Annotated in this window: 19 protein-coding genes; 12 read left to right on the top strand and 7 right to left on the bottom strand. The window is 58.2% G+C overall.

Annotated features, from left to right (window positions below; all coding sequences use genetic code 11):
• Window positions 1-20 precede the first annotated feature (20 nt).
• Together ACR0C6_RS06395 and ACR0C6_RS06390 are read right to left on the bottom strand one after the other, a co-directional pair.
• Window positions 21-1,901, bottom strand: a complete 1,881-nt coding sequence (locus tag ACR0C6_RS06395) for a monovalent cation:proton antiporter-2 (CPA2) family protein (protein WP_480444839.1) — start codon at window positions 1,899-1,901, stop codon at window positions 21-23.
• Between the two features lie 20 nt (window positions 1,902-1,921).
• Window positions 1,922-2,377: an Lrp/AsnC family transcriptional regulator gene (locus ACR0C6_RS06390; RefSeq protein ID WP_152457686.1), complete on the bottom strand. Its 456-nt coding sequence runs from the start codon at window positions 2,375-2,377 to the stop codon at window positions 1,922-1,924.
• 147 nt (window positions 2,378-2,524) lie between these two features.
• On the opposite strand from ACR0C6_RS06390, the gene hppD reads away from it, so the two are divergent.
• Window positions 2,525-3,622, top strand: coding sequence for a 4-hydroxyphenylpyruvate dioxygenase (hppD, locus tag ACR0C6_RS06385; RefSeq protein ID WP_480618683.1), 1,098 nt, complete (start codon window positions 2,525-2,527; stop codon window positions 3,620-3,622).
• A gap of 89 nt (window positions 3,623-3,711) precedes the next feature.
• Here the strand turns inward: hppD and ACR0C6_RS06380 are convergent, their stop codons facing one another.
• Window positions 3,712-5,661, bottom strand: a complete 1,950-nt coding sequence (locus ACR0C6_RS06380) for a hypothetical protein (RefSeq protein ID WP_480618682.1) — start codon at window positions 5,659-5,661, stop codon at window positions 3,712-3,714.
• Window positions 5,662-5,825: 164 nt separating this feature from the next.
• Here ACR0C6_RS06380 and ACR0C6_RS06375 point away from each other — a divergent pair, with 164 nt between their 5' ends.
• Window positions 5,826-6,521 carry an SIMPL domain-containing protein gene (locus ACR0C6_RS06375; protein WP_480618681.1) on the top strand — a complete coding sequence of 232 codons (696 nt, stop codon included), beginning with the start codon at window positions 5,826-5,828 and terminating at the stop codon, window positions 6,519-6,521.
• A gap of 2 nt (window positions 6,522-6,523) precedes the next feature.
• On the opposite strand, the gene ACR0C6_RS06370 is transcribed toward ACR0C6_RS06375, so the two are convergent.
• From ACR0C6_RS06370 to ACR0C6_RS06360, 3 genes are all read right to left on the bottom strand, one after another.
• The gene (locus ACR0C6_RS06370) at window positions 6,524-7,234 is read right to left on the bottom strand and encodes a GNAT family N-acetyltransferase (RefSeq protein ID WP_480618680.1); all 711 of its coding nucleotides are present in this window, start codon (window positions 7,232-7,234) and stop codon (window positions 6,524-6,526) included.
• 2 nt (window positions 7,235-7,236) lie between these two features.
• The gene (locus ACR0C6_RS06365) at window positions 7,237-8,529 is read right to left on the bottom strand and encodes an O-acetylhomoserine aminocarboxypropyltransferase/cysteine synthase family protein (protein WP_480618679.1); all 1,293 of its coding nucleotides are present in this window, start codon (window positions 8,527-8,529) and stop codon (window positions 7,237-7,239) included.
• Between the two features lie 72 nt (window positions 8,530-8,601).
• Window positions 8,602-9,597 (bottom strand): hypothetical protein, encoded by a 996-nt coding sequence (locus ACR0C6_RS06360; protein ID WP_480618678.1) that lies wholly within the window; start codon window positions 9,595-9,597, stop codon window positions 8,602-8,604.
• A 441-nt stretch (window positions 9,598-10,038) separates the two neighbouring features.
• Between ACR0C6_RS06360 and ACR0C6_RS06355 the strand changes: the two genes are divergently transcribed.
• From ACR0C6_RS06355 to preA, 3 genes are read left to right on the top strand one after another with little or no spacing between them, the layout of a single operon-like run.
• Window positions 10,039-11,373 carry an NAD(P)-dependent oxidoreductase gene (locus tag ACR0C6_RS06355; RefSeq protein WP_480618677.1) on the top strand — a complete coding sequence of 445 codons (1,335 nt, stop codon included), beginning with the start codon at window positions 10,039-10,041 and terminating at the stop codon, window positions 11,371-11,373.
• 46 nt (window positions 11,374-11,419) lie between these two features.
• Window positions 11,420-12,256: a methyltransferase domain-containing protein gene (locus tag ACR0C6_RS06350; RefSeq protein WP_480444851.1), complete on the top strand. Its 837-nt coding sequence runs from the start codon at window positions 11,420-11,422 to the stop codon at window positions 12,254-12,256.
• 18 nt (window positions 12,257-12,274) lie between these two features.
• The gene (preA, locus tag ACR0C6_RS06345) at window positions 12,275-13,579 is read left to right on the top strand and encodes an NAD-dependent dihydropyrimidine dehydrogenase subunit PreA (RefSeq protein WP_480618676.1); all 1,305 of its coding nucleotides are present in this window, start codon (window positions 12,275-12,277) and stop codon (window positions 13,577-13,579) included.
• A gap of 47 nt (window positions 13,580-13,626) precedes the next feature.
• Here preA and ACR0C6_RS06340 read toward each other — a convergent pair whose 3' ends face one another.
• Complete coding sequence (locus ACR0C6_RS06340) at window positions 13,627-14,235, bottom strand: TetR family transcriptional regulator C-terminal domain-containing protein (RefSeq protein ID WP_480618675.1); 609 nt, start codon at window positions 14,233-14,235, stop codon at window positions 13,627-13,629.
• Between the two features lie 172 nt (window positions 14,236-14,407).
• Here ACR0C6_RS06340 and ACR0C6_RS06335 point away from each other — a divergent pair, with 172 nt between their 5' ends.
• From ACR0C6_RS06335 to ACR0C6_RS06305, 7 genes are all read left to right on the top strand, one after another.
• The gene (locus ACR0C6_RS06335) at window positions 14,408-15,658 is read left to right on the top strand and encodes a Zn-dependent hydrolase (protein WP_171639664.1); all 1,251 of its coding nucleotides are present in this window, start codon (window positions 14,408-14,410) and stop codon (window positions 15,656-15,658) included.
• Window positions 15,659-15,750: 92 nt separating this feature from the next.
• On the top strand, window positions 15,751-17,205 hold the full coding sequence (gene hydA, locus ACR0C6_RS06330) for a dihydropyrimidinase (protein ID WP_480444853.1): 1,455 nt from the start codon (window positions 15,751-15,753) through the stop codon (window positions 17,203-17,205).
• Window positions 17,206-17,604: a hypothetical protein gene (locus ACR0C6_RS06325; RefSeq protein ID WP_480444855.1), complete on the top strand. Its 399-nt coding sequence runs from the start codon at window positions 17,206-17,208 to the stop codon at window positions 17,602-17,604.
• On the top strand, window positions 17,601-18,389 hold the full coding sequence (locus ACR0C6_RS06320; RefSeq protein WP_480444857.1) for an ABC transporter ATP-binding protein: 789 nt from the start codon (window positions 17,601-17,603) through the stop codon (window positions 18,387-18,389). The genes ACR0C6_RS06325 and ACR0C6_RS06320 overlap by 4 nt, the downstream gene beginning before the upstream one ends.
• Entirely contained in the window at window positions 18,379-18,822 is a 444-nt protein-coding gene (locus ACR0C6_RS06315; RefSeq protein WP_253283776.1) for a GNAT family N-acetyltransferase, read from the top strand. The genes ACR0C6_RS06320 and ACR0C6_RS06315 overlap by 11 nt, the downstream gene beginning before the upstream one ends.
• On the top strand, window positions 18,819-19,736 hold the full coding sequence (locus ACR0C6_RS06310) for an ABC transporter permease (protein ID WP_171116397.1): 918 nt from the start codon (window positions 18,819-18,821) through the stop codon (window positions 19,734-19,736). The genes ACR0C6_RS06315 and ACR0C6_RS06310 overlap by 4 nt, the downstream gene beginning before the upstream one ends.
• Complete coding sequence (locus tag ACR0C6_RS06305) at window positions 19,733-20,578, top strand: ABC transporter permease (protein WP_480444860.1); 846 nt, start codon at window positions 19,733-19,735, stop codon at window positions 20,576-20,578. The genes ACR0C6_RS06310 and ACR0C6_RS06305 overlap by 4 nt, the downstream gene beginning before the upstream one ends.
• The last annotated feature ends 54 nt before the right edge of the window (window positions 20,579-20,632 follow it).

The following is a 20,632-nucleotide window of genomic DNA, read 5'->3' as shown; positions in this document are numbered from 1 at the left end:
GACCCGGGCACAGGCTTGGGTCAGGCGGATTTCTTGGCGTGTTTTTCAGCCAGTTCCAGCAGCGCGGTTTCCAGATCCTTTTCCAGCTGCTGTGCACGCTCGATGTATTTCTTGTTTTCGGCCGTTGGCAGACCCGGGACCCATAGTTCGGCGAGATCGCGAACAGACATCCGGTCATGGTGATAAAAGGTCTGTTCCGCCTGTGCGGCCTCGTACTCACTCAGCCCGATATTCTCCAGAACATAGCGGCCTGCGCGCAATGAGCTGTCGAACAGTTCCCGCACGATGTCGTTGGCACCAGCCTGATAGAGCTCGTACACATGAGTCCGGTCGCGGGCGCGTGCGATGATGTGCAGGTCAGGGCGCTGCCGTCTGGCATACCCGACAAGTCGCGTGACTTGTTTGTGGTCATCCATGGCAGCGACAAGGACCGACGCTTTTTCCAATCCCGCAGCACGCAGCAATTCAGGGCGTGTAGGATCGCCCAGAAACCCTTTGACGCCGAAACGGCGCATCAGCTGAATGGTTTCGATGTTGTGGTCCAGCACAACCGTCTTGAACCCGCTGGCCCGCACCAGCCGGTTTACGATCTGCCCGAACCGACCAATCCCGGCGATGATGACGGGGCCTTTTTCGTCAATTTCGTCCGGCACGGGTTCTTTGGAAGTGTCGCCGATCTTTCGCGACAGAAGATCGTAGATGATGAACAGAAGCGGTGTGATCAGCATCGTCAAAGCGATGATCATCAGCAGTTTTTGGGACAGGTCGGGGGGGATGACATTCTGTTGCGTGGAAAATGCCAGCAGAACAAAGCCAAACTCACCCGCTTGCGCCAGCCCCAAGGTGAACAGCCAGTGATCGCGCCCACGCAACTTGAAGGCCTTGCCCACAAGATACAGGATGATCCCTTTTGCAAGGATCAAAAGAAGCGCCAGACCGATCAGGTCAAGGGGATCGTCAAAGAAATAGGCAACATCAATACCGGCACCGACCGTGATGAAGAAAAGCCCAAGCAAAAGCCCTTTGAATGGCTCAAGGTCGCTTTCCATTTCATGTCTGAACTCGGAACTGGCCAGAACCACGCCCGCCAGGAAGGCGCCCAGGGCAGGGGACAGTCCGACGAGGGTCATCAGGAAGGAAATCCCGACCACGATCATAAGCGCCAGGGCGGTATACATCTCGCGCAGGCGGGTCGCGTGGATGAAGCGAAACAGCGGGCGGGTCAGGTAGACACCGGCCAGAATGACAAACACCACTGCCCCGATCGTAACCAGCGTGACGGCCCAACCCGGCAGACCTTCGACCAGAGAAAGGCTGTGATGGTCCGCGCCGTGAAGTTCTCCGGCCCCGCGGTCAATCGAACCATCCGATTCGATATGTGGCATGGCCGGCAAGGCCAGAAGTGGAAGCAAGGCCAAGATCGGAATGACCGCTATGTCCTGCGTCAGCAGCACCGAAAACGTAGCTCGACCGCCATTTGTTCGCATCAGGCCCTTTTCCGAAAGAGTCTGAAGAACGATTGCCGTGGATGACAGCGACAAGGTCAGCCCTACGGCCAGGGCGACCGACCAGGGGTGGTTGGCGTACATTGCCACGGCAGCGATCGCAGCCGTCGACAACGCAACCTGCAACCCGCCCAATCCCAGCAACTTGTCACGCATATCCCACAGGGCGCGCGGTTCCAGTTCCAGACCGATCAGGAACAGCATCATCACCACACCGAATTCGGCAACGTGCTGAAGGTTTTCCGTTTCCGCGCCGACAAGCCCAAGAACAGGACCAATGATGATCCCGGCGGCCAGATACCCCAGAACCGACCCCAGCCCCAGCCGTGCAGACAGGGGAACGGCGATGACTGCCGCTGCCAGATAGATCGAAGCCTGATATAGGAATACGTCCATAGGTGTCCTCTCGGGCCCGTTCAGGTGGGCAGGGGGGCGTCGCGTTTCAGTTGGTCCATTACGATCTGGCTATGGACCCTTGCAACGGCAGGATGCGGCAGGATGACCGAATGTAGCAAGCTGTTGAGCGCGGAAAGATCGTCACAATAGATGTGCAGCAGGTAATCTGCCTCTCCGGTCATCGTCCATGCGCTGGTAATTTCGGGGCGGGTGTCGACCATGCGGGCGAAGCTTGCAGATTGTTCAGGGCCATGAGTCCCCAGATGGACCTGAACAAAGCCTTGCACTTGCAGACCCAGTTTCAGCGGGTCCAGCCGGGCGGCATACCCGGTGATGTACCCTTCGGCCTCAAGCCGCTGGCGGCGGCGTCCTGCCTGACTGGGCGACAGGTTCAGCATTTCGCCCAGTTGGTGCGCGGTCAGGTGTGCGTCCTTTTGCAGGGCGGAAAGCAATCGCTTGTCGGTCGCGTCCAGCATGTGCGGAAAAATCCTGCCTTTATTAACTTTTATGCGCGTTTTGCGCGCCTATCGGCAGTTTACACGAAAACAATGCGCAGAAACAGCGTCATAAAAGTCATATTTTTGAATCAGCAAAGAAATTCCTGTTTTCGAAGGAGACGCGCCATGGGTCCTTTCCCACACAACGCCCCGAAATCTGTTATCAGCGAAGAAAACCCTGCCGGTACCGATGGGTTTGAATTCGTCGAGTTTGCCCATCCTGAACCGCAGGAGCTGCGTGATCTGTTCGCGAAGATGGGGTTTGACCTGGTGGCCCGCCACAAGGAAAAACCCGCCGTCGAGCTGTGGCAGCAAGGGGATGTCACCTATATCCTGAACGCGGATCCCGACAGCTTTGCCGCGAGGTTCGTGGATGAACACGGCCCTTGCGCGCCATCCATGGGGTGGCGCGTTGTTGACGCGCAAAAGGCCTATGACCATGCGGTGTCGAAAGGTGCAGAACCTTACGACGGCGCTGACAAAACCATGAATGTGCCTGCGATCAAGGGCATCGGCGGATCATTGATCTATTTTATCGATCAATATTACGACACATCGCCATACAATCAGGAATTCGAGTGGATCAAAGAATCCAAACCACGGGGTGTGGGTTTCTTCTATCTCGATCACCTGACGCACAACGTCTACAAGGGCAACATGGACAAGTGGTTCAAGTTCTACGGCGACCTGTTCAACTTTCGCGAAATCCGCTTCTTTGACATTCAGGGCAAGTTCACCGGGCTTTTCAGCCGGGCGCTGACATCTCCTTGTGGGCGCATCCGTATTCCGATCAACGAAGATCGTGGTGAAACGGGTCAGATCGTGTCTTACCTGAAGAAATACAATGGTGAAGGCATTCAGCATATCGCCGTCGGCAGTGACGACATTTACGCCTCGACCGATGCAATTGCGGAAAACGGCCTGAAATTCATGCCGGGCCCGAACAAGGCATATTACGAGATGTCCAAGACCCGTGTGGCCGGCCACGAGGAGCCGTTGGACCGGATGATGAAACACGGCATCCTGATCGATGGTGAAGGCGTTGTCGACGGTGGTGAGACCCGGATTCTGCTACAGATTTTCTCGAAAACCGTCATCGGACCGATCTTCTTCGAGTTCATTCAGCGCAAGGGCGACGACGGTTTCGGCGAGGGAAATTTCCAGGCGCTATTCGAATCCATCGAACGCGAACAGATCGAAAGCGGCGAGATTTCCGCAGCCTGATTGCAACGCACTGACACGCCGGGGGCAGTTCATCTGCCTTCGGCGCTTTTATGTGACGGTTGGTGCGTCAGAAGATCGATTGCCGGTTTTCAGCTGCGCGGCATCGCCAGGGTCACGTTGCGGCCCTTTTTCTGATATCGAAGCTCACTGTCGCTGATCGCGATGACTTTCCCGCCATCAAGGCGGTCTCCGATTTTCAGCTTTTTGTAACGCCCGCTGGGAAGCCGCACCAATGCGCGTCTGTTGGCTGGCGTTCCGTAGACCCCGATCAGGTTCAATCTGCGTAGGTTGATTGCGTTGTCGATCGTGGCTTGTCGCGCAACCGACGCGGTCGAAGGAATTTTGGGCGCGACGGTTTTTGGTTGGAACGATCCTGCTTCATCGGATTTCTGATCTAATGCTGCTGTGGACCCAAGGTTCGAACTGTTTGAAACAGGTGATTTGGCAGGGGCCAATCCGGCAGGGCGGGATTTGGGGCGCGGTACTCTTACGACAGCCAAGGCCGTTGGTGCATCATCGACCTGTGGCTTGGTCTGAAGACTTTCCGGGCGCGCTTTCGGCCGCTTGGATGCCAATTCCTCCAATGACCGGCCACCCAGTTGACCGCGCTCGAAATTCTCGACCAGATCAGCAGGGCGTGGCTTGGGCCGAATGCCCGCCAATCTGTCGTCGACCTCGTCGACCACCGGTTCTTCTTCGAAACGAACCGGAGTTTCAGGCGGAACCTTGGATGGGCGCCCCAGATAAACAACGATCCCTTCCGGATTCACGGTGCCTTCCGGTGTTGGCACGACCAGGCCGTTCTCATCCAGATCAAACCGAGTGCCCGCAATGTTGGGGGATACGTCGGGTTCAAAAGGAGCGTCGGTGTCAAAACTGGGGTCGGGCGGTAGGGCAACCGCATCCTCGAACAGATCGGCGTTGTCGAGTGATGCCAGATACAATTCCTGCGGTTCAACAGTTTCGGGTATTTCCGGTGCCGCTGGCGCTGTCGTGCTTATGCCCGTAACGGCCTCGACACCTTTTTGTGTCTCGGGGTCCTGAGCGACGGATTCCACCGCGGTAGGGGCAACTTTGAGGGCCTCCAGAATTGCTGCATCTGTGGCGGTCAGATCCGGCTGCGCTCCGGTCTCGGTTTCTGAGGCTGCGTTCGCAGGCTCTTCGGCGTCATCGGTCGCAAGGTCCGGAACGGTTTGTTGCGGGGCTTCCAGCGCAGCCGTGTCCAGCTCTGGTTCAGGCAGGGGCTCTGCGGCCGGTTCAGTGGCGGGAACCGCAAACTGCGCCGGGCTCTGTTCCGCCTGATCCTGTTCAGGGCCGGACCCCGATGCCAGCCAAATACCAACTAGTCCACCAACGAGAAACACAGCGGCAAAGACAGCAATGGCAGATCGGTTTACCCCTGAAGATGCATCAAGGCTGTTCGCTGTTTCCCGGGGTGCTCGGAAAGCCTCGGGTGCGGCGGTGCCGGCAATCGGATGGGTGGGCAGGCCGGAATCATCAGCCTGTTCACCTGCGTCCGTTTCCACCGGAGATGGCTGGTTTTCCGGGTGTGACAGATCGGAAGCGTCCGAGGTTTCGCGGAACAACGCCTCGCGCGGGAACGCGCCCTCGCGGTCTTCGGCAGTGAACGCCACCACCACAAAACCATGTTCCGAGGCAAAGGTCCGCGCTTCGGCCAGCGTTTCAACCGCCACGGCAGCAACACAGGTCGTGTCGCCTTCGGTCTGGCTGTCATAACTCAGTTCCGACAAGGTATAAGGCGTGGCCTCGGTCAGAGCACTTTCGATACGTTCCGTCCGGCCTTCCGGCGGCAACCCATCAGTCGAAACCTGTAGAAACCGAACCTGATCTTCTGGCAGCACGAGCTTGCAGCTCAGATCATTTTCCAGCGCAAATGCTTTTTCCCGCAACGCCTGCATCTGCCCGGACAAGTCCGGAACATCCAGCGGAATCGTACCGATGACAAACCAGTCGTCATCGGAACGGTGGTGCAGTGTTATTCCGGTCGCAGAAAAAGACAGCGCAAAGGCGGGTTTCATATTCCGGAGGAACCATAATTATCAACGTCAATGCAAACGACTTTGCGTTTGCAGGCCGACATTAAAGCAGGAACCCGCCGAGGGAAAGAAAAAGGCGGTATCTCCTCTTGTATGGCCAAGCCCTGCCAACCCATCTTAGTACAAAACAAATTGGAGTGATAACCTTGAAGACATTCGCTTTTCTGGCCGCGATGATGGCGGCTACGGCTGCCGGGGCCGCTCATGCGGAAGAACGTCGCATCAACGTTGATGCAAGCGGAACAGTGCAGATTGCGCCTGATATGGCGACGATAACCTTGGGCGTGACCCACGAAAACGCCGAAGCCTCGGCTGCGATGCAGGCGACGTCGGATGCCGTTTCCAAAGTTCTTGCGCGCCTGACCGAGATGGGTATCGAAGATCGTGACGTCCAGACACGGGACCTGTCATTGTCGCCCGTCTGGTCGGGTCGTCATGGACAGAATGGCGAGAAGCCTGAAATCACCGGCTTTACAGCGTCCAACCGCGTGTTTGTGCGTGTGCGCGACCTGACCCAACTGGGGAAGGTCATGGACGCGGTCATTCAGGACGGCGCCAATGATTTCGGGGGCCTGAGCTTTGGCGTGCAGGATCCCAAACCGATCGAGGCGCAGGCGCGCGCCAAGGCCGTCGGCGAAGCCACTGCCAAGGCACAGCAGTTGGCACAGGCCGCGGGCGTGACGCTCGGCCCGGTTCAGTCGATCTCGGAACAATCGGCAGGTATCCGTCCGATGGCAGAAATGCGCGCGCTGAGCATGGCGGATGCGGGTGGTGTTCCCGTCGCGGGCGGCGAGGTTTCGGTTTCTGTCAGCGTCTCGATGGAATTCGAGATTTCAGAATAGGGTCAATCCTTTGCACGGGCCATCAGCGGCTTGCGCTGCTGGCCCGCGCTGTCAAAATTGTCGGGCGACAGCCAGGCTTCGAATGCATCGCGAATGCGCGGCCATTCAGTGTCGATGATCGCGTACCATGCCGTGTCCCTGTTGCGGCCTTTGTAGTGAGTCGCCTGCCGAAACACCCCTTCGAAAGTAAATCCCAGCCGTTCAGCGGCATTGCGTGACGGTGCATTCAGTGCGTCGCATTTCCACTCGTACCGGCGATAGCCAAGCTCGTCGAAAACCCGCTTCATCATGAGGTACATGACCTCGGTCGATTGCGGCTTGCGTTGCAGCAGCGGCGAGAAGTGGATGTGGCCGACTTCGATGGCACCCGCTGCGGGTTCGATCCGAAGATAAGAGGCCATGCCCACCGGCACTTCGTCCGCATCCAATACGGTATGAAACATCGGGTCCGCATCCATGCAGTTGGCGCGGGCCCAGTCTTCAAATTCCGGTTCGCTGTCAAACGGGCCATAGGGCAGGTAAGTCCAGTTACGGCCATCCCTGTCATTTGCAAACGCCCGAAAAAGTCCGGGCGCATGGCGATTCACATCCAGTGGCACGACAGAACAGTACCGGCCTTCCATCGGTGTATAAGGCGGCGTCGGGCGCGGAAAGTCACCCGACACCGGCAAACCGATGGGCTGGCCAAGGTCGTTTGTGTCGTGCCCGGCCATTGTCAGGCGCTGGCCTTGGCGAGGGCCTGATCAAGGTCCGCGATCAGGTCGTTCACGTCTTCGATGCCGATAGACACCCGCACGACACCGGGGCCCGCACCCGCGGCTTCCTGTTGTTCCGGCGTCAGTTGTCGGTGGGTGGTCGAGGCCGAGTGGATGATCAACGAGCGGGCATCGCCCAAATTGGCCACGTGGCTGAAGATTTCCAGCGCGTTGACCAGTTTGATACAGGCGTCATAGCCGCCCTTCACCGCAAAGGTGAACAATGCACCAGCGCCACGTGGATACTGCGATTTGACCCGGTCCTTGTAAGGTGATGACGGCAATCCCGCATATGTGACGTATTCCACCCGGTCATCCGCTTCCAGCCATGCCGCGATTTTCTGGGCGTTCTCCACGTGGCGCTCCATCCGCAGCGACAGTGTTTCGATCCCCATCAGCGTGTAATGAGCTGCCTGCGGGTTCATGGTCATGCCCAGATCACGCAGACCGATGGCGATACCGTGGAAGGTGAAGGCCAGCGGCCCAAAGGTCTCGTGGAACTTCAGGCCGTGATAGGCAGGCTCGGGTTCGCTCAGCGACGGGAATTTGTCATTCGCGGACCAGTCGAACTTGCCAGAATCCACGATGCACCCGCCGGTGACGGTGCCGTTGCCGGTCAGATACTTGGTGGTGGAATGCACAACCAGTGTCGCGCCGTGCTCGATCGGGCGGCACAAGTAGGGCGTGGCCGAGGTGTTGTCGACAATCAGCGGAATGCCCGTTGCATCAGCAACATCCGCCAACGCACGGATATCAGACACATAACCGCCCGGATTGGCGATGGATTCGCAGAACACGGCGCGGGTGTTTTCGTCGATGGCATCCTTTACGGCGTCCAGATCATCGGTGTCCACGAATTTGGCGGACCAGCCAAAGCGTTTGATCGTCTGGCTGAACTGCGTGACCGTACCGCCATACAAACGGGTCGAGGCGACCACGTTGCAGCCGGGCCCCATCAGCGGGAACAACGCCATGATCTGCGCCGCATGCCCGGACGAGCAGCACACCGCCCCGACGCCGCCTTCAAGCGTCGCCACGCGTTCCTGCAGAACGGCGACGGTTGGGTTGGTCAGGCGGGAATAGATAAAGCCCACCTCTTGCAGGTTGAACAGGGCCGCTGCGTGGTCCGCATCCCGGAACACATAGGCCGTGGTCTGATAGATCGGTGTCTGGCGTGCTCCGGTCGCCGGGTCGGGGCGGGCACCCGCATGAATTTGCAATGTGTCGAAACCGTAGGTCGGGCCGTCAGACATCGTGAAAATCTCCTGTTGGTATCTGTCTTGCGGAATCTGTAGGCCATTGCCTGCCTGCGCACAACGATCCTGTCAGCGCAGCCAGAGGCCTTTGCTTTTGATCGCGTTGCGCAGTGCCTGTTCCCGCCGCGGCAGATTGTCCTGATCAAAGAGCGCACGGATTTTTTCGCCTTTGCCCTGAAGAACCAGCTTTTTCAACGGATCATACTGTTTGAGCACTTTTTTGACCTTGTTGGGGGCCACGACGGTTTCCAGCACATCGATCACGTGATCGCTTTCGCGGGCATAAAGCAAAGGGAACAGGCGATAGTGGCAGCTGACGGACCCGTCCAAAAGCCCGTCAGGCAATGCATCCCGACCGCCGCCAAAAGAATGAATGACCAGCGGCAGGGCTGCCTGATCCAGCCATGGATCAAGGTTCTGGCCCGTCAGTTCGGGAATGTTTTCATCCCGGATCGTTCTTGCGTAGTCCAGGAACCGTTCACCGAACATTCTGGGGCATTTGTAAAAGAAGTAACCCGCGTTGAAGTAAAGGTATCGCCGCCAGTAACCATCGGGTTGGTCCGGATCCACCGAGCTTTCGAAATCCAGCCCGAAGCGGGCATAGAGCGCCCGCCAGATACCGTCAAAGCCGGGGCCGTACAGCGTCGGCTTTGGCCACGTGCCCTCGACCTTCAGTGAGGCTCCGGGGCGGTCGAAATCGAACGGAACGCTTGTGATGTCGCCGGTGATCAGCGTGTCCGTATCGAAGAACACAAAGGGTTCACCTTGCGGCAGGGCCAACAAAGCCTCGATCTTGTTGCCATAAGGGTAACTTTCGCCGAAAACATGCGAGTCGAAGGGCAGGATTTCGGCATCCAACTGTTTCAGGGCTTTCAGAACGTCTTCGTCCTGGATGCCGGGGTTGTTGGACCAGCGCGGGCCCGGGTTGGGTGTGGCGACAAACAGCCGGCCTTTGAACCCAGGCGAGCAGTGGCGAAGCGAGGCCGCGAACAACAGGGCCTCATATTGCAGACGGTTGTTTTGCCCGACAACCGCTATGTTGAATTTCCGAGAACTTGCCTGCATCTATGCCCATTCCTGAAAGCTGCCGGAACCGGCACCCTTTAATCCGGATTACAGCAAGCGGGGTGGGGCGTCAAAAGCCGAAAGTTTGATTTCTTTTAGTCTATGGCATTCCTCTCATCGCGCCGAGGAAGGGTTGAGCAAGGTTCTTTTGCGGATTTTCCGAGGTTGGCCCGGTTCATGTCGAAAGGTGCAATCGGCAGCGCGCCATGCTCACCGAACCTTGTATGCCAATCCTCGCACAGCCTTTCCTGGGCAAATCCTGCCTTCGGGCCCAGTGATTCAACGCGGTTCGTGATCAATCCCTAAGCAAAGTGCCCAAAAACACGGTTGTTTTTGCAGCGCTTTTCATTTTTTGACCATTTGGCAAATTTTACCAATTGATAAAAAAATTATTTGTGGCAAGCTGAGAGCATAACAAACATATCTACAGGGAGTAGAGTGATGGCACAGGGCCAGATGGCACCCGGTATCGTAGCCGGGCGGCTTTCAAGCGATGAGCTGACCTCGAATTTCACCGATCTGCATCCGCCGCTTGTCCAGCATGAGGCCGCAGTAGCCGCAGATCGCTGTTATTTCTGCTATGACGCGCCATGCGTGACGGCCTGTCCAACGGATATCGATATCCCGTTGTTCATTCGCCAGATTCAAGCCGGTCAACCGCAATCAGCAGGGCGAACGATTCTGGAACAGAATATTCTGGGCGGAATGTGCGCTCGGGTCTGTCCAACCGAAACGCTGTGCGAAGAGGCCTGCGTTCGCGAGGCCGCCGAAGGCAAACCGGTTGAGATCGGGCGCCTGCAACGTTTCGCCACCGATGAAATCATGGCCTCGGGTGTGCATCCGTTTGAACGTGCGCCTTCGACCGGCAAGACGGTTGCCGTTGTGGGGGCCGGGCCTGCGGGTCTGGCCTGTGCCCACCGGCTGGCGATGCTGGGCCATGACGTGGTGATCCACGAAAGCAAGCCCAAACCCGGCGGCCTGAATGAATATGGTATCGCGGCCTATAAATCGACCAACGATTTTGCACAGGCCGAGGTGGACTGGCTGCTGAAAATCGGAGGGATTGCAATCGAGACCGGTTCGATTTTGGGCGAAAGCATCTCGTTGGATGGGCTGGTCGAAAACTACGACGCAGTGTTTCTGTCCATCGGTCTTGCCGGTGTCAACGCCTTGCGTGCAGGCGGCGTCGACAAGGACGGTGTGCGGGCCGCGGTCGATTTCATATCGGACGTGCGGCAGGCCAGCGACCTTGCCGATCTGCCCGTTGGACGGAATGTGGTCGTCATCGGCGGGGGCATGACAGCTGTGGATGCCGCCGTGAAATCCAAGCTTCTGGGCGCCGAAAACGTCACGATTGCCTATCGCCGCGGCCGGGATGCCATGGGGGCCAGTCGGTACGAGCAGGACCTGGCAGCGTCGCATGGCGTTCGGATCATGGCCAATGTTCAGCCGGTGGCCATCCACGGCAATGGCGCCGCGACCGAGATCGAGCTGGAATATACATCCAGCCAGAACGGTCAGCTGATCGGAACCGGAGAAACGATCCGCTTGCCGGCCGATCAGGTTCTCAAGGCCATCGGACAGACCTTGGAGGGCGCACCCGAAGGCCTGACGCTGGATGGCAACAAGATCGCCATCAGCGGCGCTGGCCGAACCTCCTTGGCTGGTGTCTGGGCTGGTGGTGACTGCGCTGCGGGCGGCGAAGATCTGACCGTAACGGCCGTTGCCGAAGGTCGGGACGCGGCGATGGACATCCACGCGATGCTCGTTTCGTGATAGGGTGGGGTATTCACCCCATTCCTTTCGCTGCTGAGGTATTCCCATGTCCCAGATCGAACAAGCCGTTGCTCAACACTATACCACCGGTGCACTGACCGAACGCGTCCGCGCGGCGCTGGAGGCCAGCGGCATCGACCCGGATGCGGCCACGGTCGCTGATCTGAAGGCGGGGGATGAATTCCATACGGGCGGCGTTCTTGCGACCGACAACCTGTTTGCGCAGCTTTCCCCGACCCATGCGACACGCGTTCTGGATATCGGATGCGGCATCGGAGGCACATCCCGGTACATAGTGGACAAATATGACTCAACGGTAACAGGGGTCGACCTGACGCCCGAGTTCGTGGAAACCGCAACTGCGCTCAGCGATCTGGTCGGGCATTCCGAAAAGACAAGCTTTCACGTTGGCAGTGCTCTGGACATGCCTGTGCCGGATGCCGGGTTCGACCTTGCCGTCATGATGCATGTGGGCATGAATATCGAAGACAAAGCGGGGCTGTTCGCTGAAGTTTCACGCGTACTGGCCACCGGTGGCACATTTGCCCTGTTCGACGTCATGGGCGGAGAGGTGGATGAGCCGCTGGCTTTTCCGCTTCCCTGGTCCACTTTTCCAGAAACCTCCTTTGTTCACGCGCCAGAGGTATACAAAGACGCCGCGGCCGCGGCTGGTCTTGAGCTGGTTGCCGAAACAGACCGCACCGCGTTTGCGATCCAGTTCTTCGAAGATGTGTTTGCCAAGATAGCCGAGACCGGACCAGCGCCGCTGGGAATCCACCTGATGATGGGGGAAACGGCGCCCGAAAAGTTCCAAAACTACGTCAAAAACCTCAAGGCCGGGCGTATTCGCCCGACCGAAATGATATTCAAAAAATCCGGCTGAGCCGGGAAGGGAGAAGCCATGGCCGATCTGACGACAAACTTTCTGGGCATTTCCAGCCCCAACCCGTTCTGGCTGGCCTCTGCGCCGCCGACGGACAAGGAATACAATGTGCGCCGCGCCTTCGAAGCCGGGTGGGGCGGCGTTGTCTGGAAAACGCTTGGCGCCGAAGGACCACCGGTCGTAAACGTGAATGGCCCGCGCTATGGCGCAATCTACGGGGCCGACCGCCGTTTGCTGGGCCTGAACAATATCGAACTGATCACGGATCGTCCTCTCGAGGTGAACCTCGAGGAAATGGCGCGGGTCAAATCCGATTACCCGGATCGCGCCTTGATCGCGTCGATCATGGTTCCGTGCGAGGAAGAAGCATGGAAGGCCATTCTGCCACGCGTGGCAGAAACCGGTGCGGACGGGATCGAGCTGAACTTCGGCTGCCCTCATGGGATGAGCGAACGCGGCATGGGCTCGGCCGTGGGGCAGGTTCCGGAATATATCGAGATGGTCACGCGCTGGTGCAAACAGTATTACGACCGTCCGGTCATCGTTAAGCTTACGCCGAACATCACTGACATCCGCAAACCGGCTGCGGCAGCCAGAAACGGTGGCGCGGATGCGGTGTCGCTGATCAACACCATCAATTCGATCACCAGCGTCAATCTGGACACGTTCAGCCCTGAACCGTCCATTGACGGCAAAGGCAGCCACGGTGGGTATTGCGGCCCCGCCGTCAAGCCCATTGCATTGTCGATGGTGTCCGAGATCGCGCGGGCCGAGGCGACACGAGGCCTGCCGATTTCCGGCATCGGCGGCGTCACCACTTGGCGTGACGCGGCCGAGTTCATCTCGCTGGGTTGCGGCAACGTTCAGGTGTGCACCGCTGCGATGACCTATGGTTTCAAGATCATCGACGAACTGACGGCAGGGCTGTCGGAATGGATGGATGAGAAAGGCTATTCCAGCATTGATGAAGTGATCGGACGTGCGGTGCCCAATGTCACCGACTGGCAGTATCTGAACCTCAACTACGTCGCCAAGGCGAAGATCGATCAGGATCAGTGCATCAAGTGTGGCCGGTGTTATGCGGCCTGCGAAGACACCAGCCACCAGGCGATTTCCATGTCCGAGGACCGCGTTTTTGAGGTGATGGATGACGAATGCGTCGCCTGCAACCTCTGCGTCGATGTTTGTCCGATCGAAGGCTGCATCGATATGGTGCCGATGGCAGCGGGCGAGGTTGATCCCCGGACCGGAAAAGAAGTTCAGCCATCCTATGCGAACTGGACGACGCATCCGAACAACCCGATGGCCAAGGCGGCCGAATGACGGGATTGCGACAGATCGTCAAGGGGCCGTTTTTTCGGCCCCTTTTTTCAGGGGCTCAGAAGTTTGCGGTACAACGTGTCAACAAAAGTTTCTGCGCCCTCGAACGGATCTTCGTTGCCCAGAATTGCACGAACCTGAACATCGAAATCTGCATAGTGCTGCGTCAAGGCCCAGATCGAAAACACCAGGTGGTAGGGGTGCACCCGCGCGATTTTTCCCTGATCCATCCAGCCGGTAAGGATCGTGACCTTTTCGTCGACCAGTGTCTTGAGGTCATTGGACAATGCATCGTGAATACGCGGCGCGCCCTGTACAAGCTCGTTGGCAAAAAGGCGGCTTTCCCGTGGTAGCTCCTGACTCATCTGCAACTTGCGCCGAATGTATGCCAGGATTTCCTCCATCGGATCGCCATTGGCGTCCAGATCATGCAGCGGAGCCAGCCAGGTATCCAGCAGGCCGGACAGCAATTCAGTATGGATCGCTTCTTTTGATGGGAAATAGTACAGCAGGTTCGGCTTGCTCAGACCTGCTTCTACCGCGATCTGGTCTACGGTTGCGCCGCGAAACCCGTGGGCTGAAAACACGTTCAGAGCGGCCTCTAGAATCGCGGCGCGGTTCTTTTTCTGAATACGGGTTGGTGCGCGGTCTTTTGGCATGTTTTCAGCGTGTCTCTTTTTTCGTCGAACAGGTGCGGGACGTACTGAAAATTTCAGCTGAACCGCGCAAATTCTTGACTGATACCGAACCCGTGATAGCGTGAGTTTGACCATATGGTCAAATCAAGACATCAAAAGCGAGCCAACTCGCCAGCAAACAGGGAAGATGAACATGGCAGCTCCGGCGCAGAATCTCAGGATCAATGGCGACAGGTTGTGGGACAGCCTGATGGAGATGGCCAAGATCGGCCCGGGTGTCGCCGGTGGCAACAATCGCCAGACCTTGACGGATGAGGACGCGGAAGGCCGCGCCTTGTTCCAGAAATGGTGCGAGGAAGCAGGGTGCACCATGGGGCTTGACCAGATGGGCAACATGTTTGCCCGCCGCGAAGGCACTGACCCCGACGCGCTGCCGGTTTACGTGGGATCGCATCTGGATACGCAGCCGACAGGCGGTAAGTTTGACGGCGTGCTGGGTGTCCTGGGTGGGCTGGAACTGATCCGGACGCTGAACGACCTGGGGATCAATACGAAACATCCGATCGTCGCTACCAACTGGACAAACGAAGAAGGCACGCGTTACGCGCCGGCGATGCTGTCTTCAGGCGTATTTGCCGGGATGCACACGCAAGACTGGGCATACAACCGCGAAGATGCTGAGGGCAAAAAGTTCGGGGATGAGCTGAACCGGATCGGCTGGCGTGGTGATGAAGAGGTGGGCGCCCGCAAGATGCATGCGTTCTTTGAACTGCATATCGAACAGGGCCCGATCCTTGAAGCCGAAGGCAAGGATATTGGCGTCGTCACCCATGGTCAGGGGCTGAGCTGGACGCAGATCACGGTAACGGGCAAGGACGCGCATACCGGATCGACACCGATGCCGATGCGCAAGAATGCCGGGCTGGCCATGGCGCGGATCCTGGAGAAGGTGGACGAGATCGCATGGTCACATGCTCCGCATGCGGTGGGCGCGGCGGGGCATATCGATGTCTACCCGAACTCACGCAATGTGATCCCGGGCAAGGTGGTGTTTACGGTCGATTTCCGCTCGCCCGAGCTGGAGGTGATCACCGACATGGAAAACCGCCTGCGGGTGGCTGCCGAGGACATCGTTGACGAGATGGGCCTTCAGATCGAATTCGAGAAAGTCGGCGGGTTCGATCCGGTGAAATTTGACGATGCTTGCGTATCGGCCGTGCGAAACGCGGCCGAACGGCTGGGCTATTCGCACACTGATATCATCTCGGGCGCGGGGCATGATGCCTGCTGGATCAACCGGGTTGCGCCGACCGCGATGATCATGTGCCCCTGTGTTGACGGGCTGAGCCACAATGAAGCCGAAGAAATCAGCAAGGAATGGGCCGCAGCCGGGGCGGATGTTCTGCTGCATGCCGTGGTCGAGACTGCCGAAATCGTGGAATAGGGGGCGCTGCCCCCGTCGCCCCGAGGGCGACTCCCCCGGGATATTTTTGGCCAGATGAAGCAAGCGGCGCAGACCGCATCAGGGAGTTCAAAATGAGTACTGTCATCAAAAACGGAACCGTTGTCACCGCGGATTTGACTTACAAGGCGGATGTATTGGTCGAGGGCGGCGTGATCACCGAAATCGGTATGAACCTGACGGGGGACAAGGAACTGGACGCAACCGGCTGTTTTGTGATGCCGGGCGGGATTGATCCTCATACCCATCTCGAAATGCCGTTCATGGGCACCTATTCCAGTGATGACTTTGAAAGCGGGACGCGGGCGGCCCTGGCCGGCGGCACCACCATGGTTGTCGATTTTGCACTGCCCAATCCGGGTGAAAGCCTGCTGGATGCGCTGAAACGTTGGGACAACAAGTCGACGCGGGCGAATTGTGATTATTCGTTCCATATGGCGGTGACCTGGTGGGGGGAACAGGTGTTCGACGACATCAAAACCGTGATCGAGACGCGCGGCATCAACACCTTCAAGCATTTCATGGCCTACAAGGGCGCGCTGATGGTGAATGATGATGAGCTGTTCGCCTCGTTCAAGCGTCTTGCCGAGCTTGGCGGTACCGCGCTGGTACATGCCGAGAACGGGGATGTGGTGGCAGAGTTGAGTGCCAAGCTGCTTGCCGAAGGCAATACCGGCCCCGAAGCACATGCGTATTCGCGCCCGCCGCAGGTGGAAGGCGAAGCCACCAACCGGGCGATCATGATCGCGGATATGGCGGGTGTGCCGCTTTATGTTGTACACACCTCGTGCGAAGAGGCGCATGAAGCCATCCGCCGGGCAAAAATGCAGGGCAAGCGAGTGTGGGGAGAACCCCTGATCCAGCACCTGACATTGGACGAAAGTGAATATTTCAATCAGGATTGGGACCACGCGGCGCGACGGGTCATGAGTCCTCCGTTCCGCAACAAACAGCATCAGGAAAGCCTGTGGAATGGCCTGCAATCTGGAACGCTGAGCGTGGTTGCAACCGATCATTGCGCCTTTACAACCGAACAGAAACGCTTTGGCGTCGGGGATTTCACCAAGATCCCGAACGGCACCGGCGGGCTGGAAGACCGGATGCCGATGTTGTGGACACATGGGGTCAATACTGGGCGTCTGACACCGAATGAATTTGTGGCTGTTACTTCAACAAACATTGCCAAGATATTGAATTGCTATCCTAAAAAGGGTGCGGTTCTGGTCGGGGCGGATGCTGATCTTGTTGTTTGGGATCCTGAGAAAAGCAAAACGATCAGCGCCGCGTCGCAGCAATCTTCGATTGATTACAATGTGTTCGAGGGCAAAGAGGTCAAAGGTCTGCCGCGCTTTACCCTGACGCGGGGTCAGGTGGCGGTGCATGACGGTGAAATCCGGACGCAGGAAGGTCATGGAGACTTTGTCGCGCGTGAGGCGAATACCACCGTCAACAAGGCGCTGAGCACCTGGAAACAGCTGACCGCCCCGCGCCCGGTAGAGCGGTCGGGCATCCCGGCGACGGGGGTGTGAGTGCCGTTTTTCCGCGCTGTATTGGGGTATCTGGTTGCGGTCTTCGTGGGGACGGTGTTGCTGCTTCTCTTGATCGAATCACAGACAGAAAACGGCATGGGTTGGCGGGCAGTCATGTCTCTCGTGCCGTTGTATTGGCTGTTCGGTCTCATCTTCACGGTCCTGCCAGCGTTTGCACTGCGGTTGACTGCGGTGATCTTTCACCTTTTTCATCCGAAAACAGCTGCGGTTTTTGGCGCATTGACGGGTGTGGCGGTGTACCTTTTGGTCAGCACCGAAAACATGACAGGACGACCTTTGGTGGTCGATTTGCATGACCTACTGCTGTTTAGCGTTGCAGGAGCGATTGCTGGGTTGGTTTGGCTTTGGGTCGAAAGATTGGGGACTAATAAAGAATGATAACGAGCGCGCCGGTAATTGAGGCAAAGAACCTCGACCTGACCTTCCAAACCAATGACGGACCCGTGCACGCCCTCAAGGACGTGAATCTGGCGATCGACAAGGGCGAATTCGTCAGTTTCATCGGCCCTTCGGGCTGCGGCAAGACGACCTTTCTGCGCTGTGTCGCTGCGCTGGAAACGCCTACGGGCGGCACGTTGACCGTCAACGGCATGACCCCGGACGAGGCTCGCCGGAACCGGGCCTATGGCTATGTGTTCCAGGCGGCGGGCCTGTACCCGTGGCGGACCATCGCCAAGAACATCAAACTGCCGCTCGAGATCATGGGATACTCGGCGCAGGAGCAGGAAGAACGTGTAAAGAACGTTCTAGAACTTGTTGATCTTGAAGGATTTGGTGGAAAGTTCCCCTGGCAGCTGTCGGGTGGGATGCAGCAACGGGCCAGCATCGCCCGGGCGCTGGCCTTCGACGCCGATATCCTTTTGATGGACGAGCCTTTCGGCGCGCTGGACGAGATCGTGCGCGATCACCTGAACGAACAGCTTCTGGCGCTGTGGGCGCGAACCGGCAAGACGATCGGATTTGTGACGCATTCCATTCCCGAGGCAGTTTATCTGAGCACAAAGATCGTGGTGATGAGCCCGCGGCCCGGGCGGATCGCCGATGTGATTGACAGCCCGCTGCCCAAGGAACGGCCGCTGGACATTCGCGACACCCCGGAATTCATCGAGGTCGCGCACCGTGTGCGCGAAGGTTTGCGGGGTGGGCATTCCAATGACGGCTGAGCTGAATGCGGATAAGATCCGGCGCGCGGCGCCAGACGATGTGCCTGCCTGCGCCAAGGTTGTTCATGACTGGGCCACGCAAACGGACTGGATGCCCGACGAACTTCCTGTCGACGAGCTGGCGAAGCTGATCAGCGACGCATTCGACAGCCGTGAAATGTGGGTCGCAGGTGATCCGGTCGATTGCTACATGTCAGTGGACCCGGCACAGAATAAAATCGGCGCGCTGTATTGCAGCCGGACGGGGCAGGGTATCGGCAAGCGCCTTGTCGACAAAGCAAAAGAGGGCCGAAATTTTCTCTGGCTGACGACGCACCGGCCCAATACGGCGGCGCAACGTTTTTATCGCCGTGAAGGGTTTGAAGTGACGGCCGAGGAACCCCCTGTGCCGCCGGATACCGTGCCCGTCTATCGGATGGAGTGGCGTGCATGAAGCAAGTCATCGCCGTATTCACCGTCATCGCCGCAATTGTTCTGTTCTGGTACGTGGCCTGTATTCCGATGAACATAAAGGGCGTGTTGACCGAACAAGAACGCGCGGGGGCCATCGTGCAGCCGCCATCCGCCAAGGACCGGCGGGACATGTCTGAGGTTGGTCTTGTTTTGAACAACACATTCGCCATCCCGGCCACGTGGGAACAGGACAGGCCTCGTTTGCCGGCCCCGCATCAGGTCGCCGTGGAAATGTGGGAAACGACGGTCCAGAAAAAGATCACTTCGAAACGGTCGCTGATCTATCATGGCTGGGTCACGCTCAGCGCGACGATGCTGGGATTTGCGATTGGCACCGGCCTAGGCATTCTTCTGGCCGTGGGTATCGTGCATAGCCGCGTGATGGACCTGTCGGTCATGCCATGGGCCATTGTCAGTCAAACCATTCCGATCATCGCGCTGGCGCCGATGATCATTGTGGTGCTGTATTCCGTCGGTATCCAGGGCATCATTCCCAAGGCGATCATATCGGCCTATCTGAGTTTCTTTCCGGTTGTCGTCGGCATGGTCAAGGGCCTGCGCAGCCCCGATGCGATGCAGCTGGACTTGCTGCGGACGTATAACGCCAGCCGGTCTCAGGGCTTTTGGAAATTGCGCCTGCCGGCATCCATGCCGTATCTGTTCACCTCGCTGAAAATCGGGATCGCTGCGTCGCTGGTCGGCGCCATTGTTGGTGAGCTTCCGACTGGGGCTGTTGCCGGTCTGGGCGCGCGATTGCTTGCCGGCAGCTATTACGGTCAGACGGTACAGATCTGGTCGGCTCTGTTCGCGGCTGCCATTCTGGCGGCGTGCCTGGTCGGGCTGCTGGGGCTGATTGAACGGGCCGTATTGAAACGGATGGGGATGGCGCAATGATACTGGTTTTGTGTGCTGTCCTGCTTTGGCTTTTGGGCTGGTGGTTGAACAGCCGGTTGGCCAGCGGGCCTTATGTCGACACCCGAATGGTGCGGTTTCTGGCCCCGCTGATCTTTGGCCTGACGGTCATCGGGATCTGGGAGCTTCTGGTGCGCGGGCTAGAGGTTCCGCTTGTTATCCTGCCAGCGCCGTCGGTGATTGCGGTACGGTTTGCGGACAGCCTTCCGATCCTGTGGGCTGACTTTGTGCAGACCATCATTAAGGGCGCGTTCAGCGGCTATGTCATCGGGTGCATCGCGGCCTTTCTGATGGCGATTGCGGTGGATCGCTGGGATTTCCTGCGCCTGGGCCTGTTGCCGGTCGGCAATTTCGTGGCCGCCCTGCCGATTGTCGGAACCGCCCCCATTCTGGTGATGTGGTTTGGGTTCGACTGGCACTCCAAGGCGGCGGTGGTGGTTGTGATGGTGTTCTTTCCGATGCTCGTCAACACCGTGGCGGGCCTGCGGGAAGCCACCTCGATGCAGCGCGATCTGATGGAGACCTATGCCGCAACCTATTGGCAGAGCTTCATGAAACTGCGTTTGCCCGCAGCGATGCCTTTCATTTTCAACGGGTTGAAGATTTCCACCACTTTGGCTCTGATCGGCGCTATCGTGGCCGAGTTCTTCGGTTCACCGACACTTGGTATGGGGTTCCGGATCTCTACCAGTGTCGGGCAATTGTCGCTGGACATGGTCTGGGCCGAAATCGTTGTTGCGGCACTGGCCGGCACGGCCTTTTATGGGCTGGTGGCGGGGATCGAAAAAGTGGTGACCTTCTGGCACCCGTCACAGCGCGGATAAGACAAAGAAATCAACAGACCCCGAAATTGGGGCACAACAAGCAACTAGGAGAAA

The organism is Ruegeria sp. AL12, assembly GCF_056540885.1.
Note: the sequence above shows the minus strand (reverse complement) of the source record. Positions and strands in the feature narration are given on the sequence as shown.